This is a genomic window from Pimelobacter simplex, assembly GCF_024662235.1.
Lineage (GTDB): Bacteria > Actinomycetota > Actinomycetes > Propionibacteriales > Nocardioidaceae > Nocardioides.
Window position 1 is genome coordinate 4,948,892 of record NZ_CP096276.1, and the last position, 13,090, is coordinate 4,961,981.

The 13,090-nt window shown below is 65.1% G+C and carries 8 protein-coding genes; all 8 read left to right on the forward strand.

Translation table 11 applies throughout. The annotated features are described in order from the left end of the window. Window positions 1-529: 529 nt before the first annotated feature. Entirely contained in the window at window positions 530-1,819 is a 1,290-nt protein-coding gene (gene dnaB / locus M0M48_RS24265) for a replicative DNA helicase (RefSeq protein ID WP_252373128.1), read from the forward strand. Between the two features lie 88 nt (window positions 1,820-1,907). Beyond that, window positions 1,908-3,035: a CHAT domain-containing protein gene (locus M0M48_RS24270; RefSeq protein ID WP_257751329.1), complete on the forward strand. Its 1,128-nt coding sequence runs from the start codon at window positions 1,908-1,910 to the stop codon at window positions 3,033-3,035. A 102-nt stretch (window positions 3,036-3,137) separates the two neighbouring features. Continuing rightward, window positions 3,138-4,685 (forward strand): type I restriction-modification system subunit M, encoded by a 1,548-nt coding sequence (locus M0M48_RS24275; protein ID WP_257751330.1) that lies wholly within the window; start codon window positions 3,138-3,140, stop codon window positions 4,683-4,685. Further along, complete coding sequence (locus tag M0M48_RS24280; RefSeq protein ID WP_257751331.1) at window positions 4,682-6,175, forward strand: type I restriction-modification system subunit M; 1,494 nt, start codon at window positions 4,682-4,684, stop codon at window positions 6,173-6,175. The genes M0M48_RS24275 and M0M48_RS24280 overlap by 4 nt, the downstream gene beginning before the upstream one ends. Further along, the gene (locus M0M48_RS24285) at window positions 6,172-7,353 is read left to right on the forward strand and encodes a restriction endonuclease subunit S (protein ID WP_257751332.1); all 1,182 of its coding nucleotides are present in this window, start codon (window positions 6,172-6,174) and stop codon (window positions 7,351-7,353) included. The genes M0M48_RS24280 and M0M48_RS24285 overlap by 4 nt, the downstream gene beginning before the upstream one ends. Further along, on the forward strand, window positions 7,353-10,289 hold the full coding sequence (locus tag M0M48_RS24290) for a type I restriction endonuclease subunit R (protein WP_257751333.1): 2,937 nt from the start codon (window positions 7,353-7,355) through the stop codon (window positions 10,287-10,289). Before M0M48_RS24285 ends, M0M48_RS24290 begins: the two co-directional genes overlap by 1 nt. A 684-nt stretch (window positions 10,290-10,973) precedes the next feature. Then, the gene (locus M0M48_RS31105) at window positions 10,974-11,558 is read left to right on the forward strand and encodes a TnsA-like heteromeric transposase endonuclease subunit (protein ID WP_374586530.1); all 585 of its coding nucleotides are present in this window, start codon (window positions 10,974-10,976) and stop codon (window positions 11,556-11,558) included. Window positions 11,559-11,671: 113 nt separating this feature from the next. Continuing rightward, window positions 11,672-12,919, forward strand: a complete 1,248-nt coding sequence (locus tag M0M48_RS24295; RefSeq protein ID WP_215817487.1) for an IS256 family transposase — start codon at window positions 11,672-11,674, stop codon at window positions 12,917-12,919. Window positions 12,920-13,090 lie beyond the last annotated feature (171 nt).

Consider the following 13,090-nt stretch of genomic DNA (forward strand, 5'->3'; position numbering starts at 1 on the left):
GAAACCGGGCTGCTGAGGTAGGCGCCGGTCGGGGCCGGAGGGCGGACCCCCTGCAACGCCGAGATGGCTGAAAGGTGAACGGGATCACACCGCTGTTTTTCGCCGTCCACAGGTGTGCAACAGCGTTTTCGCAGGTCAGACGCTGTTTCAACAGCCGCACACCCCGCCTCTCCACAAGTTCCTCCCCAGCCCGTGCACACCGTTTCCGCGTGTCGTCCACGGTCGGCCGCGAGTTATCCCCAACCCTTGTGCATAGCCCGCTTTCGCCGGGCCGTCCGCGGGCCGTAGGTTGCCGGTTCGGAGCCATCGGCGCACGGCGGCGGGACCGGCACTCGCCATTGTGTCGGACCCCCTGGGCAAGGTGGGCACCGACCGAACCACGCCGGCCGATCACGAGGGGGACCAGACCGTGAGCCTCACGGACGACGCGCCGTCCTGGACCGCGGAGCCACCCCAGGACTGGGGCGACGGCCCGGCGTCGTACGCCCCGGGTGAGGCGCCCTCGGGCGGTCGCACGCCGCCGCAGGACCTGGCCGCCGAGCAGTCCGTGCTGGGCGCGATGCTGATCTCCAAGGACGCGATCGCCGACGTCGTCGAGGTCATCCGCGGCACCGACTACTACCGCCCCGCGCACGAGTCGATCCACGAGGCGATCCTCGACCTCTACAGCCGCGGTGAGCCGGCCGACATGGTGACCGTCGCCGGCGAGCTCCAGCGGCGCGGCGAGCTGCAGAAGATCGGCGGGGCGCCGTACCTGCACACGCTGGCGGCCAACGTCCCCATCGCCGCCAACGCCGGCTTCTACGCCGAGATCGTCTACGAGAAGGCGATCCTGCGCCGCCTCGTCAACGCGGGCACCAAGATCGTCCAGATCAGCTACGCCGGCGAGGGCGAGGTCGAGGGCATCGTCAACGAGGCCCAGTCCGAGATCTACAAGGTCACCGACCGCAACAAGTCCGAGGACTACGCCCCGCTGTCCGACATCATGGACGGCGTCCTCGACGAGATCGAGGCGATGGAGAACCGTGAGTCCGGCATCTACGGCGTACCGACCGGGTTCGCGGACTTCGACGAGCTCACCAATGGCTTCCACGCCGGCCAGATGATCGTCGTCGCGGCCCGTCCCGCCATGGGCAAGTCCACCCTCGCGCTCGACTTCTGCCGCGCGGCCGCCATCCACAACAACCTGACCGCCTGCTTCTTCAGCCTGGAGATGACGCGCGGCGAGATCGTGATGCGCCTGCTCTCCGCCGAGGCCCGTATCCCGCTCAACCACATCCGCAACGGCAAGATGTCCCCCGAGGAGTGGGACCGTCTCGCCCGCCACGTCGCCAAGGTCTCGGCCGCGCCGATGTTCATCGACGACTCGCCCAACATGACGATGACCGAGATCCGCGCCAAGGCCCGCCGGCTCAAGCAGAAGCACGACCTCAAGCTCATGGTCATCGACTACCTCCAGCTGATGAGCTCGGGCAAGAAGGTCGAGTCCCGCCAGCTCGAGGTCTCCGAGTTCTCCCGCCAGATCAAGCTGATCGCCAAGGAGCTCGAGATCCCCGTCATCGCGCTCTCCCAGCTCAACCGTGGCCCCGAGCAGCGCGCCGACAAGCGCCCCGCCGTCAGCGACCTGCGCGAGTCCGGCTCCATCGAGCAGGACGCCGACATGGTCGTCCTGCTCCACCGCGACGACGTCTACGAGAAGGAGTCGACCCGCCCCGGCGAGGCCGACCTGATCGTCGCCAAGCACCGCAACGGCGCCACCCGCGACATCGTCGTGGCCTTCCAGGGTCACTACAGCCGGTTCGTCGACATGGCGCACTGACCCCGCCGCGGGTGTCGAGATGCAGCCAAAACGAGGCGATCGAACTTTCGCCTCAAGAACACTGATTCAGTAGAGATTGGACTGAGCGATGGCGCGCAGCGACACACTCCGAAGGGAGATCGCGAGCCTAGAGGCAAAGAAGGCTGGCTTCTCGAAGGTGATCGCCGCGCAGGAGAAGATCGCCGCCACTGCTCGCGAGGCGGCGCGGAAGAAGCGCGAACAGGCCAGTCGCTCCAAGAGCGCCACCACAGTTAGGACGGCTCTTGCAGCGGCCGAGCGCGAGGAGAAGAAGGCCGCGGCCGCCGAGGACAAGATTGCGAAGGCGCGGAAGGACATAGCGACGGCCGACAAGAGCATCGCTTCGAAGACCACGTCTCTCCGCACGGCTGAGGCGTCGGAGCGGAGGAGCGCGGAGAGTGCGCGGCGCCGCGACGACACCCGCCGCCGTCGAGACGAGATCAACCACGCTCGGGCCGTGGCGCAGGCAAGCGCTCCGCCGGCGCAGGTTCGCTACGTCGAGGTCACACCACCCCGGCCGGAGCAGCTCCGCGTCCTCTACCTCACCGCCAACCCAGACGCGACCGAGAAAACGGTGACGAGCCCCGACGGTTCTGTTGTTGAGCAAGGCGCCTGGCTGCGCGTAGACCAAGAGGTTCGGCAGGTGAAGCAGGGGCTTCGAGGCTCGAAGTATCGCGACCTCGTCGTCGTTGAGCACGCTCCCGCGGCGACGTTCAACGATCTCCTGGACGGACTCAATGACCACCGTCCGCACGTCGTGCACTTCTCGGGCCACGCCGACACGCTCGGCGTGTGGATGGATAACGAGGCTGGTGACACGGACGGACACGACGTCGATTTCTCGCTCCTAGCGCGGCTGCTTGGCGCGACCGACGAGCCACCGCGGCTCGTTGTTCTCAACGCATGCGAGAGCATCGAGGGAGCCGACGATCTGCTGCAGACCGTCCCGTTGGTGATCGGCATGTCCGACGCGCTTGATGACACTGCTGCGATCGTTTTCGCAAGGTCCTTCTATGCCGCGCTGGCCTCGGCGCAGTCCGTCGCTTCGGCGGTCGAGCAGGCCAAGGTGCAGATGCTCGCGGCGTCGATGATCGACGCGGATCAGGCGGACGATTCCACGCTCCCGACCCTTCGTGCACGCGATGATGTTGATCCGGCGACGCTCATCCTGGTGACACCGCCGCACGCCGCGAGCTAACGAACGCGCTCACCGCGCGGGCTGCCGGACCCTTTCGTCCGCGCGCCTGCCGCATGGTGGATACGGTTGTCCTCGCGTAGTGGTGCGATGACGAGGAGCCGTATGACCGAGGACGAGGCGCGCGCGGCTGCGCTCGCCCTGCTGCCGCGGCGCCAGGACGCCCTCACTCTTTCCGAGCTGGAGCAGTACCTCGCCTCGGCGGCGGATCTGCTGCGCGGCAGCATCGATCAGGCCGACTTCAAGGCGTACATCTTCCCGCTGATGTTCTTCAAGCGGATCAGCGACGTCTACCTCGAGGAGTACGCCCAGGCGCTCGATGAGTCCGGCGGTGACCATGAGTTCGCTCTGTTCGCGGAGAACCACCGGTTCGCGATTCCCGAGGGCAGTCTGTGGGGCGACGTCCGCAGCCACACACAACACATCGGGACCGCGCTCCAGACGGCGTTCCGCGAGATCGAGAAGGCCAACCCCGACACGCTCTACGGCATCTTCGGCAACGCCAGCTGGACCAACAAGGACAAGCTGCCTGACCGAAGACTCGCTGATCTCATCGAGCACTTCTCCGCCCAGCCGCTCACCAACGCAGCCGTGGCACCGGACGTGTTCGGCAATGCGTATGAGTACCTGATCAAGCGATTTGCCGACCAATCCAACAAGAAGGCGGGCGAGTACTACACCCCGCGCTCGATCGTCGGGCTGCTCGTCAACATCCTCAACCCTCAGGAGGGCGAGACGGTCTACGACCCAGCCTGCGGCACCGGCGGTATGCTGATCGAGGTCATCGACCATGTGAAGGCCGCGGGCGGCAACCCGAAGACACTGTGGAGCAAGCTCTTCGGGCAGGAGAAGGTGCTCGCCACTTCGGCGATCGCCCGGATGAACCTGCTGCTCCACGGCGTCGAGGACTTCAAGATCGTCCGCGAGGACACCCTGCGCAACCCCGCTTTCTACAGCGGGAACCACCTCGCCCAGTTCGACTGCGTCGTCGCCAACCCACCGTTCTCGTTGAAGAACTGGGGCTACCCCGAGTGGGGGTCGGACAAGTGGGGACGCAACCAGCTCGGTGGTGTCCCACCCAAGGGGTACGCGGACTGGGCGTGGGTGCAGCACATGCTCACCTCGGCGAAGCCGACGAACGGTCGCGTCGCCGTCGTCCTGCCGCAAGGTGCGCTGTTCCGCCAGGGCGCCGAGGCCCGCATCCGCACGCACATCCTCAAGGCCGATCTCGTCGATGCCGTCATCGGGCTCGCGCCCAACCTGTTCTACGGGACCGGACTGGCCGCCTGTGTGCTGATCCTGCGCCACCACAAGGAGCCTGACGAGCGCGGCAAGGTCCTGTTCATCAACGGCGAGGACCTTTTCAAGCGCGGCCGCAACCAGAACACCTTTGAGCCCGATCACGCCCAGACGATCTTGGATGCCTACGAGTTGTACGGCTATACAGATGGTCGGTCCCGCGTGGTCGACCTGGCGGAGATCGCAGCCAACGACTTCAACCTCAACATCCCGCTCTACGTCGCACCCGCCGACTCCGGCGAGAAGCTGACCCTCGCCGACGCCCTGTCCCACCTGGAAGCAGCACACGCGCAAGCGACTCAGACTCGCGCAGCGCTGGAAGCCGAGCTCGCGAAGTGGGGGCTTTCAACATGAGCCGGCAGATCAGCCAGCGCGAGTTGGAGGCCTACCTGTGGGGCGCAGCGATCGTGCTCCGGGGCCTCATCGACGCAGGCGACTACAAGCAGTACATCTTTCCGCTCGTCTTCCTGAAGCGGATCTCCGACGTCTACGACGAGGAGCACGCCGCCGCCATGGAGGTGTACGACGACGAGGAGCTCGCCGACCTCCCCGAGAACCACCGCTTCGCCATCCCAGACGGCTCCCACTGGGACGACATCCGCGGCCTCACCCAGAACATCGGGACCAACCTTCTGCACGCGATGCGCGCCATCGAGAAGGCCAACCCCGACACCCTGCCAGGAGTCTTCGGCGACGGCGACTGGGGCAACAAGGACCTGCTCCCCGACTCGACCCTCAGCGACCTGATTGAGCACTTCTCCACCAAGACGCTCTCGATCGCCAACCTGCCCGAAGACGAGCTCGGCAACGGCTACGAGTACCTGATCAAGAAGTTCGCCGACGACTCGGGACACACCGCCCAGGAGTTCTACACCAACCGCACACTCGTGCACCTCATGACAATGATGCTCGAACCCCAACCCGGGGAGTCGGTCTACGACCCGACCTGCGGCACCGGCGGAATGCTCATCTCAACCGCGGCCGAGGTGAAGCGACAGGGCAAGGAGTGGCGCAACCTGCGTCTCTACGGGCAGGAACTCAACTATGGGACCTCCGCCATCGCCCGGATGAACCTGTTCCTCCACGGCATCACAGACGGCCACGTCGCCCACGGCGACACCCTCAGCCGACCGGCATTCCTCAACGCCAAAGGCGGGTTGCAGACCTTCGACGTCGTGCTCGCCAACCCGCCGTACTCGATCAAGGCATGGAACCGCGATGCCTTCGCGAAGGACCGATACGGGCGCAACTTGTGGGGAGTCCCGCCGCAGAACACCGCCGACTACGCCTTCATCCAGCACATCGCCAAGAGCCTCGACCCGGACGCCGGTCGAGCGGCGATCCTCCTTCCTCATGGGGTCCTGCACCGTGTTGGTGAGGCGGCGATACGCCGAGCCATGATCGAGTCTGATCTCGTAGAAGCGGTCATCGGGCTGGCCCATGGCCTCTTCTACAACTCGGGCATGGAAGCGATCGTCCTAATCCTCAACGCCCGAAAGCCTGCGGGTCGGCGACGCAAGGTGCTCTTCGTCGATGCGAAGCGGGCCTACTACCGAGACGGCCCCCAGTCCTTCCTTAGCGACGCTCACCAGACCGAGATCCTGGATGCCTATCGCAGCTTCGAGGTCAAGCCAGGATTCGCCGCGATCGCGGACCTGGATGCGATCTCCGCAAAGGGCAACACCCTCGCGATTTCCGCCTACGTCGCCGGACCCGAGGTCGCCGACGCAGCGGCGGCTGCACCTATTGAGGACACGGTTGGCAATTGGCGCGCGGCAGCGGCGGCATCGGATGCGGCCGTCAAGGACGTCATCGCGATGCTCCGGGCAGAGGTGTCCGCGTGAGCCTCAACATGGACAAGTGCACATGGAAGCGCGTCCGTCTCGGCGACGTGATCACGCGCTCGCGCAAACAGGTCGACCCTATCGAGGCAGGGATCGAGCGCTACGTCGCCGGCGGCCACATCGCCAGCGACTCGATCACAGTCGAACGCTGGGGTGACCCGACCGACGGGCAGATGGGCTCCACCTTCCGGTATGTCTTCCAGCCCGATCAGATCCTCTTCGTCTCGGCTCGCCCCTACCTGCGCAAGATGGGCGTCGTCGCCTTCTCTGGTGTCGTAGCCGATAAGACGTACGTCCTTGACGCCATTCCCGAGAACGGTCTGCTTCAGGAGTTCTTGCCGTTCGTCCTCTCCTCCGACCGGTTCGTCGAGTACGCGACCAGCGAGGCCACCGGGTCAATGAACCCTCGCCTGCTTTGGGGGCCACTACAACGCTACGAGTTCGACCTACCGCCCCTCCAGGAGCAGAAGCGCATCGCCGACCTTCTCTGGGCCGTCGAGAACGAATCACGGGCCCGCGCCGGTGCAGTGAACGCGTGGCAAGAGTTGCGGGCTGCCCACTTGCAGGACCGGATGCACTCCATCGCTGCGACCTCGGGCACCGTGGACTTGGACGCCCTGATCGAGCCTGGGCGCCCCATCACGTACGGCATCCTGATGCCCGGCACTGGGCACCCCGGTGGTGTTCCTGTCGTCAAGGTGAGGGATTTCCCGGAGGGTCATATCAAGGAAGAGGGACTCCTCCTCACCTCGCCGGAGCTTGCATATGAGTATCGACGATCGACCCTGAAGTCCGGTGACCTTCTCATTTCGATCCGAGGAACCGTTGGCCGCCTTGCGGAGGTTCCCGCATCGCTCGATGGCGCCAACATCACGCAGGACACGGCTCGGCTGACGATTGCACCTGAGCATGACCGTAGATTCGTGCGACTCGTGCTGGAGTCAGACTTTGTCAGAACACAGATCCGCCGGCATACGACTGGACTTGCCGTAAAGGGCCTGAACATTGGCGCCCTTCGGAAACTGCAAATCCCCGTCCCGAGTGTTGGCTCGAGCGAGCACGACCTCGTTCGAGAGGCGGCTGAGATCGAGGAGGCGATCAGACGGGCCGAGGACACCCTCTCGGCGTCCCGGGATCTGGGCACTGCACTTCTAGCCGAAGTCTTCGGTGATGACTGATGGCTCAGTTCAACGAGGCGAACTCCGTCCGCGACTTCATTCGCGACCTGGTGGAATCCATCGACGTCCAGTTCGTTCCCGGGAGCGAGCTGCCCCGTCGTACGGACGAGGTGCTGCTCGAAGGCGTCCTCAAGGGCGCGCTGATCAGCCTCAACCCGGAGATCGAGGCGGATCCGGCGAAGGCCGACGAGGTCATCTACAACCTCCGCGCGATCCTAATCTCCGCGCGCAACAGCCCGCATCCCGTTGTCGCCAATGAAGAGTTCGTGGCGTGGCTGACCGGGCAGAAGTCGATGCCGTTTGGAGCGAACGGCGAGCACACCACGGTCCGGCTGATCGACTTCGACCACCTCGACGAGGACTCGTCCAACCAGTGGATCGTCTCGACGGAGGTCACCTTTAAGCAGGGACGGCTTGAGAAGCGCTTCGACCTGGTCCTGTGGTGCAACGGGCTACCCCTGGTCATCGGTGAGGCGAAGACGCCGATCCGGCCGGCGTATACCTGGATCGATGGCGCGGCGCAGATCCACGATGACTATGAGCAGAGTTGCCCGCCGTTCTTCGTCCCCAACGTGTTCTCGTTCGCGACCGAGGGCAAGGACTTCCGTTACGGCACTATCGGGATGCCGGTCGAGCTTTGGGGTCCCTGGCGCGAGGACCCGACCGACGAGGATGCGCCGGCCAAGATCGGACTCGTCGCCGTCCAGGAGGCTGTCGAGGGCGTCCTGACGCCACGTGCCGTGCTGGACTTCCTGCGGTTCTTCACGCTGTACGCGACCGACAAGAAGCACCGCAAGATCAAGATCATCGCCCGCTTCCAGCAGTTCCAGGCGACCAACCTGATCGTCGATCGTGTGCTGCTCGGCAAGGTCAAGCAGGGCCTGATCTGGCACTTCCAGGGCTCCGGCAAGTCGCTGTTGATGGTCTTCACCGCTCTAAAGCTTCGAGCGATGGCCGAGCTCACGAACCCGACGATCGTGATCGTCGTCGACCGGATCGACCTCGACACCCAGATCACCGGTACGTTCAACGCCTCCGACGTACCCGGCTTGGTCTCCACTGACTCCCGGGCGCAGCTCCAGACACTGCTGAGTCAGGGTGCCCGGAAGATCATCATCACCACCATCCACAAGTTCGGCGAGTCGCCAGGTGTACTCGACGCGCGACAGAACATCATCGCGATGGTCGACGAGGCACACCGCTCGCAGGAGGGTGACTACGGGCAGAAGATGCGTGAGGCGCTGCCCAACGCCTACCTCTTCGGCCTGACCGGCACCCCTGTCAACCGGCGGGACCGCAACACCTTCAAGTGGTTCGGCGCCCCCGAGGACGAGGGCGGCTACCTGTCGCGGTACTCGTTCCAGGACTCCATCCGCGACGGCGCCACCCTGCCGCTCCATTTCGAGCCGCGGCTGTCCGAGATCCACATCGACCACGAGGCGATCGATGCGGCGTTTGAAGAGCTGGCCGTCGACCGTGACCTGTCCGAGAGCGACAAGATCACGCTGTCGAAGAAGGCTGCCTCGATCGAGGTCCTGATCAAGACGCCTTCACGCATCGCGAAGATCGCCGCCGACATCGCGGCGCACTTCCAGGCGAAGGTCGAGCCGCAGGGCTTCAAGGCCCAGGTCGTCGCCTACGACAAAGCCTCCTGTGTCGCCTACAAGAACGAGCTCGACGGGCACCTGGGGCCCGAGGCATCGACCGTTGTCATGTCGAAGTCCCGTGGCGACTCACCCGACTGGGCCAAGTGGACCCCTGGCGCCGAGGAGCTGGAGCAGGTCGTCGCCCGCTTCAACGACCCGGCAGACCCGCTCAAGATCATCATCGTCACCGCAAAGCTGCTGACCGGGTTCGATGCGCCGATCCTCTACTGCCAGTACCTCGACAAGCCGCTCAAGGAGCACACGTTGCTCCAGGCGATCACTCGCACCAACCGGGTGTACCCGCCGGACAAGACGCACGGCCTGATCGTCGACTACTTGGGGATCTTCGATGACGTCGCCAAGTCGCTCGCTTTCGACGAGAACACAGTCCAACAGGTCGTCTCCAACATCGAGGAACTCAAGAAGCAGCTGGCGCCTGCGATGGCGACGGCACTGGCGTTCTTCCCAGGGGTCGACCGCACTGTGGGCGGTTATGAGGGGCTCGTCCAGGCACAATCCGCGATCGCCGATGACGTCACTAAGGACGCGTTCGGGTCCGCTTACAGCGTGGTCTCCCAACTGTGGGAGGCTCTCAGCCCCGACCCGATGCTGGCCGCGTTCCGCGACGACTACCGGTGGATCACCGACGTTTATGAGTCAGTCCGCCCCTCCGACATCGCTGGGCGCCTCGTGTGGCATGCGCTGGGCGCAAAGACCATCGACCTGATCAATGAACACGTCCAGGTCGAGATCCCCCAGGGTGGCGACACGATCGTTCTGGATGCCCAGACGATCGAGGACCTGATGACCGGCAAGCGTAAGGACGTCCCGATCGAGGAGATCGAGAAACAGATCACCGCCCGGATAGCGCGTCACCTCAACAATCCCGTCTTTATCGAACTCGGTCAGCGCCTCAACGACCTTCGCGAGCGCTATGCCGACATCCAGCAGTCGAGTCTCGACTTCCTCCGGGAGCTTCTCGAGCTCGCGCGCGACACCGTCGCTGCCGAGAAGGCTGCCGACGAGACCCCTCGTGAGGAGCAGGGCAAGGCCGCGCTCACCGAACTCTTCGAGGCGCTGAAGGGCGACGAGACACCGATCATCGTGTCCAACGTGGTCGACCGGATCGACGAGGTCGTGCGAGGTGTGCGCTTCGAGGGCTGGCAGTCCACCATCCGCGGCGACCAGGAGGTCCGCCAGGCGCTGCGGAAGACGCTCTATGTGCAGTTCAAGATTCGCGACAACGACGTCTTCGAGAAGGCCCTCGGCTACGTCCGGGAGTATTACTGACCGGTGTCAAAGCAGAGGAGCTCGCAACAGATCTAGCCAGGTCCATGAGCCCGAACTCGAGTCGACTCCGGGAAGGCGCTGAGGAGCCACCTTGTCTTGGCCAGATCCGCTGAGAGCGCTCGTCGGGCTCGGTGAGTGAGGTGGCTGTCCTCGAGCTCCGACTCGAGGCGTTCGGCCTCCGCCTGGAGACGCGCCGCCGCGCTCAGCGCGCGTTGGCGACATGACGGAGTGCAGTACAGCTGGGGTCGGCCTGCTCGCCCCGTCCACTCCACACGAGTAGTGCAGTCTGGGTTGTCGCAACGCCGGTCGGTCGTCACGGACGAGCCATGCGCATTTGACGCGAGCGTGGTCACGATGACCCTCCCAGCCCTGAAGCTATCCTGCGACTCAAAACGCCTCACCGTCGCGGGTGTTGGTGAAGCCGACGTACTCGGTCCAGTGTTTATTGTGCACCGTGTGCGCACAATTGGCGAGCAGTCGCGCCTTTCCAGTGGAATAGACGCCATAGAGAGAATAGTTCATGCGCCGTCGTGACCATCGGTAAATGCGCAGGCAGGTTCTTGTGCACGACCGCTAGCAGGCATACGCTGCGACAGTCGATCTGAAGGCGAGCGCCGACATCCAAAAGGGCAGAGGCGCACCCGCGGCAACGGGTACGCCTCCTGGTCGATTCCCGATGCACGCATGAAAGCGAGGGAATCTTCCTTGCCTGATTCTAATGGCGATGTCCGTCTGCCCGCAGGTCTCGGTGGCGCCGTCCGATGGACCTTCAAACTAGGAGCCAACGCTCTTGAGTGGGCTTGGAGCGATGGTCCGCCGGACCTTCGAGAGCTGTCCCCGGTCCGAACGCCCGCGTCTGGAGCGAGGTCCCGGCACGTCCCAGTTCGCGCGTTCAGTACGACGACACGAGAGCACGTGGTGCTGGAGTCCGGTCTCGAGCACGACCTACTTCGGGTTCTTGACCGTGATCCCCGCACGGTATGGATCACCACACAGCCTTGTCGACTCGAGTGGCTCGATGCCGGTCGCCGGGCCGCAAGTCACGTTCCTGACCTCCTCGCAGTCGACGTAGCCGGTCAAGTGACGCTCTGGGACGTCCGACCAGAGCACGTCGCACGGACGGTGGAGTTCGTCGCCCTCATGGATGCGACGTCATCTGCGGCAGCCGATGTGGGCTGGAGGTTCAGCGTCTTCAACGGGGTCTCCGACGTGCACCGCTTCAACCTGATGTGGCTACACGGATACCGCCACCAGTTGAGTCCCCGATAGTGGTGTAGCGCGGTCGCCGAGATCGTCACCGGCGAGTACGGATGACGAAGCAGCGGCCACCGCGTGATCCTTCGAGTGAACCTCTCACAGCACTCTCGAACGGAGTCATCACGATGACCGCTCCTCACATTGTCGACCCTGCACGCCTGCTCGGTGAAGCCCTCGCCGAAGCGTCGCCAGATCTGATGCGCCAGCTGCTGCAGACGATGATCAACGCCCTGCTGTCCGCGGACGCCGACGCCGTGGTCGGCGCCGAGTACGGCCGCCCCACCCCAGGCCGGGTCGCGCAGCGCAACGGCTACCGCCACCGCGACCTCGACACCCGCGTCGGCACGATCGATGTGGCGATCCCCAAGCTCCGCAAGGGCACCTACTTCCCCGAATGGTTGCTCGAGCGCCGCAAGCGAGCCGAGACCGCGCTGATCACCGTGGTAGCGGACTGCTACCTCGCCGGCGTTAGCACGCGGCGGATGGACAAGCTGGTCAAGACCCTCGGCATCGACTCGCTGTCGAAGTCGCAGGTCTCGCGGATGGCCGCCGAGCTCGACGAGCACGTCGAGCAGTTCCGCCACCGTCCCCTCGATGCCGCTGGCCCGTTCACCTTCGTCGCCGCCGATGCGTTGACGATGAAGGTCCGCGAGGGCGGCCGGGTGATCAACGCCGCGGTGTTGCTGGCCACCGGCGTGAACGGCGATGGCCACCGCGAGGTCCTGGGGATGCGGGTGGCCACCGCCGAGACCGGTGCGGCGTGGAACGAGTTCTTCGCCGACCTGGTCGCCCGCGGCCTGTCCGGGGTACGGCTCGTGACCAGCGACGCCCACCCCGGTCTGGTCGAGGCGGTCGCAGCGAACCTGGCTGGCGCGGCCTGGCAACGGTGCCGCACCCACTACGCAGCGAACCTCATGTCGGTGACGCCGAAGTCGATGTGGCCGGCGGTCAAGGCGATGCTGCACAGCGTCTACGACCAGCCCGACCGGCCGGCGGTGCACGCCCAGTTCGACCGGCTGCTGGACTACGTCGACGGCAAGCTCCCCGAGGTCCACGACCACCTCGACCAAGCGCGTGCGGACATCCTCGCGTTCACCGAATTCCCCAAGGACGTGTGGACCCAGATCTGGTCCAACAACCCCGCCGAACGACTCAACCGCGAGATCCGCCGCCGCACCGACGCCGTCGGGATCTTCCCCACCCGCGAGGCCATCGTGCGCCTCGTCGGCGCGGTCTTGGCCGAGCAGACCGACGAATGGGCCGAAGGCCGCCGATACCTCGGACTCGAAGTCCTCGCCCGCTGCCGCGTCAACCCCATCCCCACCACCGACACCGAGATCGGAGCCGACCAACTGCCAGCACTCACTGCCTGAACCCCCCAGCGAAGGAACACAGCGCTACACCACTAGCCGGGACTTGACCCCGCCACCGGCCCGACTGGGCGGATCGCTGGGAAGAACGGCTGATCGATCGTGCATCGAGCGGCGCGCGCCTTGGTGACTTGGTGCGGGAGGACGAGCAGCAGGTCTCGCTTGTGTGGCATC